This is a genomic window from Sphingopyxis sp., assembly GCF_041916015.1.
In the GTDB taxonomy this organism is placed as follows: Bacteria; Pseudomonadota; Alphaproteobacteria; order Sphingomonadales; family Sphingomonadaceae; genus Sphingopyxis.
Genome location: NZ_JAYSAH010000076.1, coordinates 77,836 through 93,102 on the forward strand (window position 1 = coordinate 77,836; position 15,267 = coordinate 93,102).

The following is a 15,267-nucleotide window of genomic DNA, read 5'->3' on the forward strand; positions in this document are numbered from 1 at the left end:
ATGGTGCCAGACCACCGACTGTATTACTAGGGTAAAACGCATTCCGGCTTACTCGGGGAGGATCGCCTCGCAAATCGGCGATTCCCGTGGAAAAGGCAGCTTCTCCGCCTTGACGCCGCGAATCAACTCTGATTCAAGGGCGGAAATGCAGCAGCGCCACAAATTACGGAAATCGATGAACCGGGCGATCGGCCCCGCGGTGGCGCTGATCGCGGTGCTCGCGATGATCGGCTATATCATCTTCGGGCCGACCGGCCTCTATGCCTGGGGCGACTACAGCCAGTCGGTCGAGAAGAAGCGCGTGATCCTGACCGAGCTCGCGAAGAAGCAGGGCGAGCTTCAGAACCGCGTCAACTTGCTCGACCGGCGCCGCGTCGATCCCGACCTCGCCGACGAATATGTGCGCGAGAAGCTGGGGGTCATGCATCCCGACGAGATCGCGATTCCGGTGGAGCCCGGCGCGAAGCCTTGAGGGCTTTCGCCCGTATTGGCTGCATACGAAAACAGCATCACAGCTATGCCCAAGCGGGCGTTGCCAAACGGGGTGGGGCGCTCCTATAGGGAAGCCTTGCCGTAACGGCTAACCGTAAAGGAAACCCGCCTTGGCCAAAGCCCCTGTGCGCAAGACTGCTGCGCCGAAGAAGACCGCCTCCACCCCCGCTCCCGCGACCAATCGCGAATCCCCGCGCGATCCCGCCCCCTATGACGCGACTCCTGCGGAGCTCGAAAAATTCTATCGCGAGATGCTGCTGATCCGGCGCTTCGAGGAAAAGGCGGGGCAGCTCTACGGCCTCGGCCTGATTGGCGGTTTCTGCCACCTCTACATCGGTCAGGAAGCGGTCGCGGTGGGGCTGCAATCGGCGCTCGACGGCGACAAGGACAGCGTGATCACCGGCTACCGCGATCACGGCCACATGCTTGCTTATGGTATCGACCCCAAGGTCATCATGGCCGAACTGACCGGCCGCGCCGCGGGCATCTCGCACGGCAAGGGCGGCTCGATGCACATGTTCAGCGTCGAACATAAATTCTATGGCGGCCACGGCATCGTCGGCGCGCAGGTGTCGCTCGGCACCGGGCTCGCCTTCGCGCACAAGTACCGCGGTGACGGCGGCGTCGCCATGGCCTATTTCGGCGACGGCGCCGCGAACCAGGGCCAGGTGTACGAGAGCTTCAACATGGCCGAGCTCTGGAAGCTGCCGATCATCTTCGTGATCGAGAACAACCAGTACGCGATGGGCACCTCGGTCAACCGGTCGTCGGCCGAGGATCAGCTCTATCGCCGCGGCGAAAGCTTCCGCATCCCCGGCATGCAGGTCGACGGCATGGACGTGCTCGCGGTGCGCGGCGCGGCCGAAGCGGCGCTCGAATGGGTGCGCGCCGGCAAGGGCCCGGTGCTGATGGAGCTCAAGACCTATCGCTATCGCGGCCACTCGATGTCCGACCCCGCCAAGTATCGCAGCCGCGAGGAAGTGCAGGCGGTGCGCGACAAGTCGGACGCGATCGAACATCTGAAAAAGCTGATGACCGATGCCGGGATCGGTGAAGACAAGTTCAAGGAGATCGACAAGGAAATCCGCCAGATCGTGAGCGACGCGGCCGACTTCGCCGAAAGCGCCCCCGAACCCGACCTTGCAGACCTTTATACCGACGTGCTGGTGGAGCAATATTGAGATGGCGATCGAACTGAAGATGCCGGCGCTGTCGCCGACGATGGAAGAGGGCACGCTCGCCAAGTGGCTCGTCAAGGAAGGCGATACGGTCAAGTCGGGCGACATCCTCGCCGAGATCGAAACCGACAAGGCGACGATGGAGTTCGAGGCCATCGATGAAGGCACGATCGCGTCGATCCTGATTCCCGAGGGCACCGACAATGTGAAGGTCGGCACCGTGATCGCAACGATCGCGGGCGAGGGCGAAGAGGCGTCCTCAAAGCCCGTTCGTGCTGAGCCCGTCGAAGCACCGTCCTCCTCTTCGGCGTCGCAAGAAGAGAAGAGCGGCCCTTCGACAAGCTCAGGGCAAAAGGAAGAAAAGGTCGCGAAGCCCGCTCCTGCCGTTCGCGCCGCCGATCCGTCGATCCCCGCGGGAACCGCGACGGTCCGCCTGACTGTCCGCGAGGCGCTGCGCGACGCGATGGCCGAGGAAATGCGGGCCGACGACCGCATCTTCGTGATGGGCGAGGAAGTCGCCGAATATCAGGGGGCGTACAAGGTGACGCAGGGGCTGCTCGAGGAATTCGGGGCGCGCCGCGTCATCGATACCCCGATCACCGAATATGGCTTCGCCGGTCTGGGCACGGGCGCCGCGATGGGAGGCCTGCGTCCGATCATCGAGTTCATGACTTTCAACTTCGCGATGCAGGCGATCGACCACATCATCAACTCGGCCGCGAAGACCAACTACATGTCGGGGGGCCAGATGCGCTGCCCGATCGTGTTCCGCGGCCCCAACGGTGCCGCCAGCCGCGTTGCCGCGCAGCATAGCCAGAACTATGCCCCCTGGTACGCCAGCGTTCCCGGCCTGATCGTGATCTCGCCTTATGACGCCGCCGATGCCAAGGGTCTGCTCAAGGCCGCGATCCGCAGCGAGGACCCGGTGGTCTTCCTCGAGAACGAACTGCTCTACGGCCGCAGCTTCGACGTACCCGACGTCGCCGACTATGTCCTGCCGATCGGCAAGGCGCGGATCATGCGCGAGGGCAAGGACGTCACCATCGTCTCCTACTCGATCGGCGTCGGGCTCGCGCTCGAAGCCGCCGATGCGCTGGCGGGCGAGGGGGTCGAGGCCGAGGTCATCGATCTGCGCACCCTGCGTCCGCTCGATACCGAGACGGTGCTCGAAAGCCTGAAGAAGACCAACCGCCTCGTCGTCGTCGAGGAAGGCTGGCCGACCTGCTCGATCGCGAGCGAACTCGCGATGGTCGCGATGGAGCGGGGCTTCGACGATCTCGATGCTCCCGTCGTTCGCGTCTGCAACGAGGATGTGCCGCTGCCCTATGCGCATAATCTCGAAAAGGCGGCGCTGGTCGACACGCCGCGGGTGATCGCGGCGGTGAAGGCGATCACCAATCGCGGATAATTTCCCTCGTCATTGCGAGGAGCGAAGCGACGAAGCAATCCAGTACGGCGCAAGGCAGCTCTGGATTGCTTCCCCCGGCTTTCGCCGGGGTCGCAATGACGAAGCTGAAATGATAGCGCGCGGGCATGGAAACCGACGTCAGCTCTGACAGGCCTCATTACCCCGACATCCGCGATCCGCGCGTTATGGTGGCGGTGCCTCGTGAGCGGCGCGCGGCACTCGCGGCACTATGGGCGCTTGCCGAGCGACTAGCGAAATTGTTGCAGGACGCGCGCGAGCCGCTGATCGGGCAGATCAAGCTGGCCTGGTGGCGCGATATGATGGCGATGCTCGCGGCCGACCCCGCGGCGCTGCCGAAGGGCGAGCCGCTGCTTGCCGAGCTGCAGGCGACATGGGCGGGGCAGAGCGGCCTAGGCGCACTCGTCGATGCGGCCGAGGCGATGCTGCTCGCCGAGGATGGCGCGCCGCGACGCGATGCTGCGGCCGGCTTTGGCGAGGCGCTGTTCCGCCTGTCGGGTGGTGGAGGCGGCGCGCGCTGGGGATTGCTCTGGGGCGCCAGCCTGCAAGAGGGCGAAAGCGAGGCGCGGCAAATGCTTGCCGATGCGCGCGACCGGCCGAAACCCCCGCGCGCCATTTTCGCGGGAAACAAGGCGCTGCTGATGCTCGACCGCTGGGCCGCGCTTGTCGCCGCGAACGACGGCGATCGCCAGTGGCGCGGCGAGGGCTTGCTGCTGTTCCGCATCGGTCTGATCGGCCGCTGACGGAATAAAGTGCGCCGGGGGTGGAAATACCGCCGCCGAACATCTATCTTGCGCGGTACAGAAATAGGGTCGCAGGGGACATTCGGATGTTCAACGGGCTTGTCGCCTATCTGGATTCGATCAAGGCGCGCGATCCGGCGCCGCGGTCGCGCTGGGAAATTCTTCTCTATCCGGGGCTGCTCGCGGTCGGGATGCACCGCATCGCGCACTGGCTGTTCGAGGCTGACCTGTTCTTCCTCGCGCGCTTCGTCAATCATCTGTCGCGCTGGCTGACCGGCATCGACATCCACCCCGGCGCGAAGATCGGCCGCCATCTGTTCATCGATCACGGCTTCGGCGTCGTGATCGGCGAGACCGCGGAGATCGGCGACAATGTCTCGATCTATCAGGATGTGACGCTCGGCGGCACCGATCCCGCGAACGGCATCGGCGGCAAGCGCCATCCGACGCTCTGCGACGATGTGATCGTCGGCTCGGGCGCGCAGATTCTCGGCCCCGTCACCGTCAATCCGCGCGCGCGCGTCGGCGCCAATGCAGTGGTGACCAAGGACGTGCCCGAGGGCGCGGTGATGGTCGGCATTCCCGCGCGCTCGACGCTGCTCGACGCGACCGAATATGCGCGCGAGTTCGTGCCTTATGGCACCCCGTGCAGCGAAACCTTCGACCCTGCGACACAGAAGATCGAACTGCTGCAATGCCAGCTCGAACAGATGCAGAAGCAGCTTGCGGCGTTGATGGCGGAGCGCGATGCGGCTGACGCGGCGCCGCGCAAGGGAGGCCGGAAAAGCGCCTGATGGGAACCGTGACGCCTCTGCCGTTCGCGAACAGGGCGGCACCGCAGCAGACCGGCTTCGAGCGCACCGAATTGATGCGCATCCTTGATCTTTACGGCCGGATGGTCGCGGCGGGGCACTGGCGCGACTATGCGATGGATTTCCACCGCGATGCCGCGATCTTCTCGGCCTTTCGCCGCGCCGCCGAGCGACCCGAATATCGCATAGAAAAACGCCCCGCCTTGCGGAGCCGGCAGGGCATGTGGGCCCTTGTCTCCGAAGCCGGGGCGATATTGAAACGCGGGGACGAACTCGCGAACGTGCTCGCCCCCGTCGAACGCAAGCTTATGAAGCTGGTTGGGGACTGACGGCCCGCACCGTCGCCGGTAGCTGATCGGCGAGGTTGGCAGGGAGGAGCCCGACCACCGCCGCCCGTGCATTCTGCCAGAAGGCCGAGAGCAGCAGCAGCGCCGATCCGATCACGAAGGCGGTCAGCGCGACATTGAGCTCGACCGCGCCGAAGGTGCGGAACAGCTGCGTCATCGCGAACAGCACATAGGCGAGCGCCGAGACGAGCAGCGCGCGGCGGTCGATCGCGAGCGCGATCAGTCCGAAGGCGACATAGATGGCGACGACGAGCAGCGCGGCGCCGCTGCCGATATTGTCGCCGCGCGTCACGCCGATCAGATGGAAGATCGGATGGACGATCATCGGCGCGGCGAGCAGGTGAAGCCAGAAGGCGACGTCGCTGCGCCGCGTCTGGCGCGCGCGGTCGCTCTTGTCCCACCACATGGCGAGCGCGAAGACGCCGAGCCCGGCGATCAGCACGAGCACCATCGGCAACGTCCCGTCGGGGCTGGGCACGCCCGTCGCGGCGAGGACGAGCGCGACCGCGGTCGCGGCGAGCGCGGCGGTTCCGGCGGCGACGGTGATCGGCACCATGAAGCGCTTCCAGTGGAACCAGGTCGCGCCCGCAGTCACCAGCGCCATCGCGCCGACCAGTATCGCGCCGGTCGTTTCGCTGATGTCGTTGCCGAAGATATTCTCGCCGTGACGGACGAGAAAGCCGACCATCGTCGCGAAGACCCCGCCCGAAAAGGCGAGGACGAGAACGATGCTGGGCAGCGCCATGCGGCGGCGGCGGGTGAAATATTCGGCGAGGCCCCATGCCGAGGTGGCGACGAAGGCGCCGGCCAGCGCGGTATGGATCGACTGGCCGATCCACGCGACCGCTACGAGCAGGATCACTGCCGCGATGCTGACGAAAATATCGTTGAAACCGGTGATCAGGCGGAAGGATTCCTCGTCCGCTCCGGGGGCTTCGCGTACCGACGCAATATGTGCCCGAAAAGCCTGCGCGGCCTCCGGCGTCAATATCCTCGCATCGACCGCGGCTTGCAGGTCGCTTTCACTATACATCGGGGTCGTCCTTCCAGGTCCGATCCCCTTGCCCCGCCAGCTTTGTGGCATATGCGTATTGCTGTGTCAATACAGTGATGCGCTGCTGCAGATCCTCCCTGCCGCGGAGCGGTGGGGAGGGGGGCACCGAAGGTTGTGGAGGGGCCGCCACGTTTGCGCCAACGCCCCTCCGTCAGCGGCTGCACCGCTGCCACCTCCCGATGGCTTCGCCACGGGGAGGATTGTCTGTTCAGCCCAGCGCCTGCAACGCCTTCATCACCGCCATCGACTGTTCGGCGCCCGACTGGGGCACCGTCTCGCCATTGCGGTCGATGATCTTGTCCCATGCTGCGGCCACACCCTCGGGGGTGCGCTCGCCTTCAGGGAGCGCGACGCCGGGGGTCATGGTGACATAGGCGGCGTGGAAGGCGCCGGCACCGGCACCGACGATCATGTTCGTCGGCGCATCCTCGCTGACGAGATAGAGCGCGGCCGGAACGACATTCTCGGGCGTGAACTTTTCGAACAGTTCGGGCGGGAAGATGTCCTCGGTCATGCGCGTGCCCGCGACCGGTGCGATCGTGTTGCAGCGGATGTTGTACTTCGCGCCTTCGAGATGCAGCGTCTTGGTGAGGCCCGCGAGGCCCAGCTTCGCCGCGCCATAATTGGCCTGCCCGAAATTGCCGTAGAGGCCGGTCGACGAGGCGGTCATCAGGATGCGGCCATAGGCCTGCTCGCGCATGATGTCCCACGCCGCCTTGGTGACGTTCGCGCTGCCGAGCAGATGGACCTGTACGACCAGGTCGAAATCGGCGGGCTCCATCTTCGCGAAGCTCTTGTCGCGCAGGATGCCGGCGTTGTTGATCAGGATATCGACGCTGCCCCACTCGGCCTTCGCCCTGGCGACCATTTCGGCCATATGATCATATTCGGTGACGCTGCCGCCGTTCGACATGGCGGTGCCGCCCGCAGCGCGAATTTCCTCGACGACGGCGAGCGCCGCGTCCGAATGGCCGGTGCCGTCGCGCGAACCGCCGAGGTCGTTGACCACGACCTTCGCGCCGCGGCGGGCGAGTTCGAGCGCATAGGCGCGGCCGAGCCCGCCACCCGCGCCGGTCACGATAGCAACACGCCCGTCAAATTTGATCGTCATGATGATCTCCCGAAAGGGCCGCCGAAAAGGTTGCCCGCAAAAACTGGCCAAGAAAGCTGGCCCGTCCTTAGCCGTTCGCGGCGGGCAGGCAAGGGGGCGAATGGCGATGAACGAAAACGCGCATTGAAACAGAAATGTCATGAAAATGACGTGCAACTGTCATCTGACGGTCATAGGAGCGCCGCGAGATTGTCACCTAATACAGCGGAGCAATTCCCTCATGCGACCCTTTCTGACCGCCGCTTTCCTGGCGACGACGATGTTCACCCTGCCGCAGACTGCACACGCGCAGGCGATGAGCGCCGGGGAAGCCGCCGATCTCCGCGCGCAGATCGAGGCGCTGAAGAGGCAGGTGCAGACGCTCGAGGCGCGGCTCGATGCCGCGACGGGGCAACCGGCATCGGCGCCCGTCGTCGCGCCCGCGCCGGCTCCTGCCGCTCCGCCGGCGGTGACCGCGAAGCCCGCGACCGAAATCGTCTGGAAGGGCGCGCCCGAGATCAAGACCGCCGACGGCTGGAGCTTCAAGCCGCGCGGGCGGATGCAGGTCGATGTCGCGAGCATCGACGCGCCCGAGGGCGTCACCAAGGCGCGCGGCGGGGTCGGGACCGAGTTCCGCCGCATCTACCTTGGCTTCGATGGCAAGATTCCGGGCGGCGTGAGCTACCGCATCGAGGCGGATGTCGCGAACAGCGGGGTCGAACTCAGCGACGTCTATCTGACTTACGGGCCGGGGCCCTTCTCGGTGACCGTGGGTCAGGTCAAGCCTTTCTGGTCGCTCGACGAACTGACCAGCGACCTGTTCACCAGCTTCGCCGAACGCGCGTCCTTCACCCAGGCATTCAATTTCAAGCGCCGTGTCGGCCTGTCGGGTCAGTATAAGGGCAAGGACTTTCTGCTGCAGGGCGGCGTGTTCGGCGGCAATGCCAACGACCTGCTCAGCGACACGGACAACAGCTTCAGCCTCGACGGGCGCGCGGTGTGGATGCCGACATTCGGCGACACGCAGGTCCATCTCGCCGGGTCTGCGCACTGGCGCAAGCTCAACGACGGGCCGAGCGGGGTGCGCTATGCGCCGCGGCCGTTCGTCCACACGACCGACGCGCGGATCGTCGATACGGGCATTTTCACCGTCACCAGCGAACGCGGACTGGGGCTGGAAGGCGCCGTCATCAACGGGCCATTCCACGTCGCGAGCGAAGCCTATTGGCAGAAGGCGAGCCGTCCCGGCCTCGCCAATCCCACCTTCTTCGGCGGCTATGCCGAGGTCGGCTATGTGCTGACCAGGGGCGACAGCCGCGGGTACAAGGACGGCGCCTTCGATCGCCTGTCGCCGAAGCGGCCGATCACCGACGGCGGGCCGGGCGCGATCGAGGTCAACGCGCGCTACGACCATATCGACCTGACCGACGCCGGCATCGTCGGCGGCCGGCAGCGGACGGTCGGCGTCTCGCTCGTCTGGGCGCCGATCTCCTATATTCGCGTCACCGCCAATTACGGCCATCTGATGTATGACAATGCCGCGCTCGGGGCTGCCAACGGCGACCGGGATTATTCGGCGGATGCGTTCGGGCTGCGGACGCAATTCGACTTCTGATCGACGGGGCGGCATTGGGGCGGAGGGTAGCCATTCCTGCTTTCGTCATTCCCGCTCGCGCGGGAATGACGAGGCAGAGAGACGCAGAATGCCGCTTATCGGTCCGAAGGCGTCAATCGCTAGAGCACATATTTGCTGAGATCGGTATCGCCCACGACATCGGCAAGCTGCTTGTCGACATAGGCGGCATCGATGTCGAGCGTCGTGCCGGGGGCGTCCTCGGCGGTGAAGCTGATTTCCTCGACCAGCCGTTCCATGATCGTCTGGAGGCGGCGCGCACCAATGTTCTCGACCTTTTCGTTGACCTCCGCCGCGAGCTTCGCAACACGGGCGATCGCGTCGGGGGCGAAGTTCAACGTCACCCCCTCGGTGCCAAGTAGCGCGGCATATTGTTCGGGAAGGCCCGCTTTGGTTTCGCTGAGGATGCGGACGAAATCCGCCTCGGTCAGCGCACCCAGTTCGACGCGGATCGGCAGGCGGCCCTGCAGTTCGGGGAGCAGATCGCTGGGCTTTGCGACGTGGAAGGCGCCCGACGCGATGAACAGGATATGGTCGGTCTTCATCGGGCCATATTTGGTCGCGACGGTCGTACCCTCGATCAGCGGCAGCAGGTCGCGCTGGACGCCCTCGCGGCTGACCGAGCCGCCGCGAACGTCGCTGACCGCGATCTTGTCGATCTCGTCGAGGAAGACGATGCCGTTCGCCTCGGCGTCAGCGAGCGCGACGCGCGCGACATCGTCCTGATCGAGGCGCTTGTCCTGTTCCTCTTCGAGCAGGCGCTTCCACGCCTCCATCGCCTTCATGCGGCGGCGCTTCTTCGGCCCGCCGCCGAGCGCCTTGCCGAGCATGTCGGAGAGGTTGATCATCCCGACCTGACCAGGCTGGCCGGGCAGCTCGAAGGGCATCGACGGGGCGTCGGCGACATCGATCTCGACCTCGCTCTCCTCGAGATGGCCGTCGCGGAAGCGCTGGCGGAAGCTCTCGCGCGTTGCCTCGCTGGCGCCCTTGCCGGTGAGCGCGTCGAGGAGCCGCTCCATCGCGGCCTCCTCGGCGGCGCCGCGCACCGCTTCGCGGCGGCGGTCCTTTTCGAGGCGCACCGCTTCCTCGACGAGGTCGCGCGCGATCTGTTCGACGTCGCGGCCGACATAGCCGACCTCGGTGAACTTCGTCGCCTCGACCTTGATGAAGGGCGCGTCGGCGAGCTTGGCGAGGCGGCGCGAAATCTCGGTCTTGCCGCAGCCGGTGGGACCGATCATCAGGATATTCTTGGGGCTCACCTCGTCGCGGAGGTCAGGGGCGAGCTGCTGGCGGCGCCACCGGTTGCGGAGCGCGACGGCGACCGCGCGCTTCGCGGCGTTCTGGCCGATGATATGCGTGTCGAGGGCAGCGACGATCGCCTTCGGAGTCAGGTCCTTGTTCATCTTTATTTCCGGATTTCGATGGTTTCGGAGGTGAACTGGTCGTTGGTGTAGACGCAGATGTCGGCGGCGACTTCCATCGCCTTTCGCGCCAGCACCTCGGGGTCTTTCTCATAGTCTGCGAGGGCGCGCGCGGCAGAGAGCGCGTAATTGCCGCCCGAGCCGATCGCAGCGATGCCGCCCTTGGGTTCGAGCACGTCGCCGTTGCCGGTGATGACGAGCGTCACCTCCTTGTCGGCGACGATCATCATCGCCTCGAGATTGCGGAGATATTTGTCGGTGCGCCAGTCCTTGGCGAGTTCGACCGCGGCCCGGAGGAGTTGGCCGTTGTGGCGTTCGAGCTTGGCTTCGAGGCGCTCGAACAGGGTGAAGGCGTCGGCGGTCGCGCCCGCGAAACCGCCGATGACGCTGCCGTCGTGGAGGCGGCGCACCTTCTTTGCGTTGGGCTTCATCACCGTCTGGCCCATCGATACCTGGCCGTCGCCGATGACGACGACCTTGTCTGCATTGCGGGCGGAAAGGATGGTGGTTCCGTGCCAGGGCGCGGCACTTTGCGCATGGGGAGTGGTCATGCGGGGGATATGGGAGATGGTTTCACGCGTCGCAAGGGGAGCGGCCCCCCGAGATCAGCGGCGTGGATTTCCCGCCAGATATTCGACGATCGACTTGACCTCTTGCGCGCGGTCGCGCGGGATGATGAGGACATCGTCGCCCAGCGTGACGACGATCAGGCCGGAGACACCGACGACCGCGAGGCGCTTGCCGCCGTCGGCGCGCAGATAGTTGCCGTGTGCGTCGAGCGCGACGACCTCGCCCATGCGGACATTGCCATGCTCGTCCTTCACGGCGAGGTCGTAGAGCGCCGCCCAGCCGCCGACGTCCGACCAGCCCGGATCGACGGGAACGACGACGAGCCGTTCGGCGCCTTCCATGACTGCATAATCGACCGATTGCGAAGGGCTGGGGAGGAATGACCCCCCGTGCGGATGGATCAGCGATCCCTCGCGGCGCGCCTGCGCCATCGCGTCGGCGCAGGCGCGCCCGATCGAAGGCTGCTGCCGTTCGAGTTCGGCAAGGAACTGGTCGGCGCGCATCAGGAAGATGCCGGCGTTCCAGTAATGGCCGCCCTCGGCGAGCATCGCCTCGGCCTTCGCGCGCGGGGGCTTCTCGACGAAGCGGCGGACCAGATGGACGCCGGGAGCAGCGATCTCGCCTGCAGCGATATAGCCATAGCCCGTTTCGGGGTGCGATGGCGCGATTCCGAAGGTCGCGAGCGCACCCGCCTCGACCGCCGGAAGCGCGGCGTCGATCGCGCGATGAAAGGCGGCGACGTCGGTCATCAGATGATCGGCGGGCATCACGAGGAGCGTCGCTTGCGGATCGCTTGCCAGCGCGGCGAGGGCGATGGCCGGGGCAGTGTTGCGCGCGGCGGGCTCGACGATGATTGTAGCATCGGCGATGTCTGCGGCGGCGAGGTCGGCCTCGACATACGCGACATGCGCGGGACCACAGACGATCAGCGGCGGTGCGAAGCGGGTGCGATCGGTGACGCGCGCCAGCGTTTGGCGGAACATGTCGCCGTCACCGATCAGCGGCTGGAACTGCTTCGGCGCCTCGCTCGTCGAAACGGGCCAAAGGCGGGTGCCGGTGCCACCCGAGAGGATAACGGGGACGATCATTCCCTGGGCCAGCAGAGCAGGGCGCGGGCGTCCGGCCGGAGCGAGATGCCGTCGGCGCGATCGATCGCGACGGCTTGGCCGAATGCGATGATCTCGGTGCCGACGCGGCAACCGGCCGACAGGGGGATGAAGGTGAACTCGCCCGTTTCGCGCGGCAACGCCGTGTCGGCGCCGGTTCCGGCAAGGTGGAGGAGACGGAACGCCGGGCCATCGACGAGCAGGCGGGTCTGCGCGCCATCGATGTGGGTGTCACGTGGATCGGGCCGTGGGCCGAGCCCGGCCACCGCCAGCGCCGCATCGAGATGAAGCGCGCGCGGGCGGCCATAGTCATAGAGGCGGTAGGTGCAGTCGATATTCTGCTGCACCTCGACGATGGTCAGCCCGCCGCCGATCGCATGGATCGTCCCGGCACGATTATAGATAAAATCGTCGGTCCGGCCGGGTCGCCAGTCGATCATGCCGGTGATCGACCCGTCGAGCGCCGCGCTGCGCAGCGCGGCGGGCGTCGTCGGGGCCCTGAGGCCGACCCCCAGCTCGGCGCCCGGTTCGGCATCGAGCACCAGCCAGCATTCTTCTTTGCCGCGCGGATAACCGGCGGCGCGGGCGGTCGTGTCGTCGGGGTGGACCTGGATCGATAGCCGTTCGGAGGTGAAGAGGAATTTGACCAGAATCTCCGCGCTGTCACCGCGCGGGTGCGCGAACCATATCTCGCCGATGCGGCGCCCGCCGAAGTCGCCGAAATCCGCGGGGATGTCGGTGCGCCCCCACGGCTTTTCGACGATGATCGGTTCGAGCCGGGTCATCGCGCGAGAATGCGGCCAGCGGGAATGATAGGTCAAGCGCGCCGCCTCAGGCAGCCCGGTGAAGGCGGTTGCCGTTTGCGCCGCCTCCCGGCTGGTCGAGCCACAAGCCGCGCGTGTCGTAGACGATCTTGTCGCCGCGTTCCTCGAGCGGGATCGACTTGAACAGATCGTGATCGACGAGGACGATCAGCAGGTCGCAGGAGGAAAGCGCGCTGTCGAGGTCGATCAGTTCGGCGCTGGTGCCAGCGAATTCGGCCGGAAGTCCGCGCGCATAGGGTTCGACGATCTGAACCTGGCGACCGAAGCGGCGCGCCAGCGCGGCGGCGACCTCGACCGCGGGGCTTTCACGAAAATCGTCGATGTTCGGCTTGAAGGCGAGGCCGAGGCAGGCGACGCGAGCCTCGGGATGCTGCGACACGAGCATCTCGGCGGCGCCGATGACATGCGCGGTCTTGGCAAGATTGACCTCGCGCGCGGTGCGGATCAGGCGGCTGTGGTTGGGCGCGCCGTGGACGAGGAACCAGGGATCGACCGCGATGCAATGGCCGCCGACGCCGGGGCCGGGCTGCAGGATGTTGACGCGCGGGTGGCGGTTCGCGAGGCGGATCACCTCCCACACATCGACGCCCATATGCTCGGCCATCATCGACAGCTCGTTGGCAAAGGCGATGTTGACGTCGCGGTAGCTGTTCTCGACCAGCTTCACCATTTCGGCGGCGCGCGCCGAGGTGGTGACGCAGGCGCCGCGGACGAACTGGCGGTAGAAGATCATCGCGCGCCGCGCGCAGCGCGGGGTGATGCCACCTATGCAACGGTCGTTGTCGACCAGCTCGACGAGGATGCGGCCGGGCAGCACGCGCTCCGGGCAATAGGCAACGAAGATGTCGGCGGCGCCGGTGCAGGCGCCGGGTACTTTGAGGTCGGGGCGCAGCTCGGCGAGCAGCGCGGCGACCTTTTCGGTCGTGCCGACGGGCGAGGTGGACTCGAGGATGACGAGATTGCCGGTTTCGAGTTTCGGCGCGATCGCGCGTGCGGCCGAGAGGACGTGGGTGATGTCGGGGCGATGCTCGTCATCGTGCGGGGTTGGGACCGCGATGACGAAGACGTCGGCGGCGGCGACTTCGGTCGAGGCGACAAGCGCGCCGCGTGAGACGACACCCTGGACAAGGCCGTCGAGATCGACCTCTTCGATATGCACCTTGCCGTTGTTGACGGTATCGACGACATGCTGGCTGACATCGACGCCGGTCACCTTGCTGCCCGAGCGCGCGATCAATGCTGCGGTCGGCAGGCCGATATAGCCGAGGCCGAGGACGGTAACCTTCTGGTCGTTATCGATGGGCACGCGCAACAATCTCCGATATTCGTTCCGCCGCGCGGCCGTCCCCGAAAGGATTATGCGCGCGGGCCATGGCATTATAGGCGGCTTCATCGTCCAAAAGGCTGAAAATTTCCGAAACGATGCGATTTTTGTCGGTGCCGACGAGCCGCGCGGTGCCGGCTTCGATGCCTTCGGGGCGCTCGGTCGTCTCGCGCATCACTAGGACGGGCTTGCCAAGCGAAGGCGCTTCTTCCTGCACGCCGCCACTATCGGTCAGGACGAGGGTTGAGGCACCGAGCAGGCGGACGAAGTGCGGATAGTCGAGCGGGTCCATCAGCGCGACGTTGTCGAGATCGCCGAGGATCGGCTCCATGCAGCTGCGGACGTGCGGATTGGGGTGGACCGGGAAGACGACCGCGACGTCGGTGCGCGCGCCGATGCCGGCGATGGCGTCGGCGATCGCCTTCATCCCGTCGCCGAAATTCTCGCGCCGGTGCGAGGTGACCGCGATGATGCGCTTGCCGGCAAAGCGCGCGAGCAGGTCGTCGAGCCCGGCGGCGAGCGAGGGTTGTTCGTCGATCCGCGCCTTGGTCGCACGCAGCGCGTCGATCACCGTATTGCCGGTGACGTGAATCCGGTCGGCGGGCACATTCTCGGCGCGCAGCGCCGCGGCGGCGGTTTCGGTCGGCGCGAAATGCAGGTCGGCGACCGCGCCGGCGACCTTGCGGTTCACCTCTTCGGGCCAGGGATGGTAGATGTTGCCGCTGCGAAGGCCCGCCTCGACATGGCCAACAGGGATCTTGCGGAAATAGGCGGCAAGCGTCGCCGCCATCGTCGTCAGCGTGTCGCCATGGACGAGGATGCGGTCGGGCTTTTCGGCGTCGAACGTCTCGCCGAGCCCGGTGACGAGCCGTGCGAGGAGCGTATCGAGCGACTGGTTCGGCGTCATGACGTCAAGATCGATGTCGGGCGTGATGCGGGCGATTTCGAGTACTTGGTCGAGCATTTCGCGATGCTGCGCGGTGACGCAGACGCGCGCGTCGATGCCCGGTTGCGACTGCAGCGCGTGCACCACCGGAAACATCTTGATCGCTTCCGGACGCGTGCCGAAAACCATCATTGTCTTCATCCGATATCTCCTTGTCGGCCCGACCGGCGGACAGCTGCCGACCGCTTAGCCAAAAGAGCTTGCGACACTCTTAAAGCCCTGACGTGGTGTGCGAACGGCGAAATATTGGCGCCATGATGAACTTTCCGTCCCGTCGGGCGTAACTTGCAACTGGCGCACA

The 15,267-nt window shown here is 65.9% G+C and carries 15 protein-coding genes; 7 read left to right on the forward strand and 8 right to left on the reverse strand.

Annotated features, from left to right (window positions below; all coding sequences use genetic code 11):
* Positions 1–175 precede the first annotated feature (175 nt).
* From ACE3SL_RS11275 to ACE3SL_RS11300, 6 genes are all read left to right on the forward strand, one after another.
* Positions 176–472: a septum formation initiator family protein gene (locus tag ACE3SL_RS11275; RefSeq protein ID WP_374525828.1), complete on the forward strand. Its 297-nt coding sequence runs from the start codon at positions 176–178 to the stop codon at positions 470–472.
* 130 nt (positions 473–602) lie between these two features.
* A complete protein-coding gene (gene pdhA / locus ACE3SL_RS11280; protein WP_374525829.1) occupies positions 603–1,673 on the forward strand; it encodes a pyruvate dehydrogenase (acetyl-transferring) E1 component subunit alpha in 1,071 nt (356 codons plus the stop codon).
* A gap of 1 nt (position 1,674) precedes the next feature.
* On the forward strand, positions 1,675–3,078 hold the full coding sequence (locus tag ACE3SL_RS11285) for a pyruvate dehydrogenase complex E1 component subunit beta (RefSeq protein WP_374525830.1): 1,404 nt from the start codon (positions 1,675–1,677) through the stop codon (positions 3,076–3,078).
* A gap of 125 nt (positions 3,079–3,203) precedes the next feature.
* Positions 3,204–3,839 carry a hypothetical protein gene (locus ACE3SL_RS11290; RefSeq protein WP_374525831.1) on the forward strand — a complete coding sequence of 212 codons (636 nt, stop codon included), beginning with the start codon at positions 3,204–3,206 and terminating at the stop codon, positions 3,837–3,839.
* 86 nt (positions 3,840–3,925) lie between these two features.
* A complete protein-coding gene (cysE, locus tag ACE3SL_RS11295; RefSeq protein ID WP_374525832.1) occupies positions 3,926–4,633 on the forward strand; it encodes a serine O-acetyltransferase in 708 nt (235 codons plus the stop codon).
* Positions 4,633–4,980 (forward strand): DUF2794 domain-containing protein, encoded by a 348-nt coding sequence (locus ACE3SL_RS11300; RefSeq protein WP_374525833.1) that lies wholly within the window; start codon positions 4,633–4,635, stop codon positions 4,978–4,980. The genes cysE and ACE3SL_RS11300 overlap by 1 nt, the downstream gene beginning before the upstream one ends.
* Here ACE3SL_RS11300 and ACE3SL_RS11305 read toward each other — a convergent pair.
* Positions 4,958–6,031: a hypothetical protein gene (locus ACE3SL_RS11305; RefSeq protein WP_374525834.1), complete on the reverse strand. Its 1,074-nt coding sequence runs from the start codon at positions 6,029–6,031 to the stop codon at positions 4,958–4,960. The two genes, ACE3SL_RS11300 and ACE3SL_RS11305, sit on opposite strands and share 23 nt — an antisense overlap.
* Positions 6,032–6,260: 229 nt before the next feature.
* Complete coding sequence (locus ACE3SL_RS11310; RefSeq protein ID WP_374525835.1) at positions 6,261–7,163, reverse strand: SDR family oxidoreductase; 903 nt, start codon at positions 7,161–7,163, stop codon at positions 6,261–6,263.
* 220 nt (positions 7,164–7,383) lie between these two features.
* Between ACE3SL_RS11310 and ACE3SL_RS11315 the strand changes: the two genes are divergently transcribed.
* Positions 7,384–8,757 (forward strand): OprO/OprP family phosphate-selective porin, encoded by a 1,374-nt coding sequence (locus tag ACE3SL_RS11315; RefSeq protein WP_374525836.1) that lies wholly within the window; start codon positions 7,384–7,386, stop codon positions 8,755–8,757.
* A gap of 119 nt (positions 8,758–8,876) precedes the next feature.
* Here the strand turns inward: ACE3SL_RS11315 and hslU are convergent, their stop codons facing one another.
* Genes hslU through wecB form a run of 6 tightly spaced genes read right to left on the reverse strand, consistent with a single transcriptional unit; the run spans position 8,877 to position 15,107 of the window.
* On the reverse strand, positions 8,877–10,178 hold the full coding sequence (hslU, locus tag ACE3SL_RS11320) for an ATP-dependent protease ATPase subunit HslU (protein ID WP_374525837.1): 1,302 nt from the start codon (positions 10,176–10,178) through the stop codon (positions 8,877–8,879).
* A gap of 2 nt (positions 10,179–10,180) precedes the next feature.
* A complete protein-coding gene (gene hslV / locus ACE3SL_RS11325) occupies positions 10,181–10,747 on the reverse strand; it encodes an ATP-dependent protease subunit HslV (RefSeq protein WP_374525838.1) in 567 nt (188 codons plus the stop codon).
* Between the two features lie 54 nt (positions 10,748–10,801).
* Positions 10,802–11,854, reverse strand: coding sequence for a mannose-1-phosphate guanylyltransferase (locus tag ACE3SL_RS11330; protein ID WP_374525839.1), 1,053 nt, complete (start codon positions 11,852–11,854; stop codon positions 10,802–10,804).
* Complete coding sequence (locus ACE3SL_RS11335) at positions 11,851–12,657, reverse strand: class I mannose-6-phosphate isomerase (RefSeq protein WP_374525840.1); 807 nt, start codon at positions 12,655–12,657, stop codon at positions 11,851–11,853. The genes ACE3SL_RS11330 and ACE3SL_RS11335 overlap by 4 nt, the downstream gene beginning before the upstream one ends.
* A 46-nt stretch (positions 12,658–12,703) precedes the next feature.
* On the reverse strand, positions 12,704–14,002 hold the full coding sequence (gene wecC / locus ACE3SL_RS11340; RefSeq protein WP_374525841.1) for a UDP-N-acetyl-D-mannosamine dehydrogenase: 1,299 nt from the start codon (positions 14,000–14,002) through the stop codon (positions 12,704–12,706).
* The gene (wecB, locus tag ACE3SL_RS11345) at positions 13,989–15,107 is read right to left on the reverse strand and encodes a non-hydrolyzing UDP-N-acetylglucosamine 2-epimerase (RefSeq protein WP_374525842.1); all 1,119 of its coding nucleotides are present in this window, start codon (positions 15,105–15,107) and stop codon (positions 13,989–13,991) included. Before wecB ends, wecC begins: the two co-directional genes overlap by 14 nt.
* Positions 15,108–15,267: the final 160 nt, after the last annotated feature.

What these genes read in the sequence shown, in the direction of transcription:
- ACE3SL_RS11285 (WP_374525830.1), top strand. Translation starts at nt 1,675, where the DNA reads ATGGCGATCGAACTGAAGATGCCGGCGCTGTCGCCGACGATGGAAGAG.
- ACE3SL_RS11315 (WP_374525836.1), top strand. Translation starts at nt 7,384, where the DNA reads ATGCGACCCTTTCTGACCGCCGCTTTCCTGGCGACGACGATGTTCACC.
- ACE3SL_RS11300 (WP_374525833.1), top strand. Translation starts at nt 4,633, where the DNA reads ATGGGAACCGTGACGCCTCTGCCGTTCGCGAACAGGGCGGCACCGCAG.
- hslV (WP_374525838.1), bottom strand. Translation starts at nt 10,747, where the DNA reads ATGACCACTCCCCATGCGCAAAGTGCCGCGCCCTGGCACGGAACCACC.
- cysE (WP_374525832.1), top strand. Translation starts at nt 3,926, where the DNA reads ATGTTCAACGGGCTTGTCGCCTATCTGGATTCGATCAAGGCGCGCGAT.
- hslU (WP_374525837.1), bottom strand. Translation starts at nt 10,178, where the DNA reads ATGAACAAGGACCTGACTCCGAAGGCGATCGTCGCTGCCCTCGACACG.
- wecB (WP_374525842.1), bottom strand. Translation starts at nt 15,107, where the DNA reads ATGAAGACAATGATGGTTTTCGGCACGCGTCCGGAAGCGATCAAGATG.
- ACE3SL_RS11335 (WP_374525840.1), bottom strand. Translation starts at nt 12,657, where the DNA reads ATGACCCGGCTCGAACCGATCATCGTCGAAAAGCCGTGGGGGCGCACC.
- ACE3SL_RS11330 (WP_374525839.1), bottom strand. Translation starts at nt 11,854, where the DNA reads ATGATCGTCCCCGTTATCCTCTCGGGTGGCACCGGCACCCGCCTTTGG.
- ACE3SL_RS11305 (WP_374525834.1), bottom strand. Translation starts at nt 6,031, where the DNA reads ATGTATAGTGAAAGCGACCTGCAAGCCGCGGTCGATGCGAGGATATTG.
- ACE3SL_RS11275 (WP_374525828.1), top strand. Translation starts at nt 176, where the DNA reads ATGAACCGGGCGATCGGCCCCGCGGTGGCGCTGATCGCGGTGCTCGCG.
- ACE3SL_RS11290 (WP_374525831.1), top strand. Translation starts at nt 3,204, where the DNA reads ATGGAAACCGACGTCAGCTCTGACAGGCCTCATTACCCCGACATCCGC.
- ACE3SL_RS11310 (WP_374525835.1), bottom strand. Translation starts at nt 7,163, where the DNA reads ATGACGATCAAATTTGACGGGCGTGTTGCTATCGTGACCGGCGCGGGT.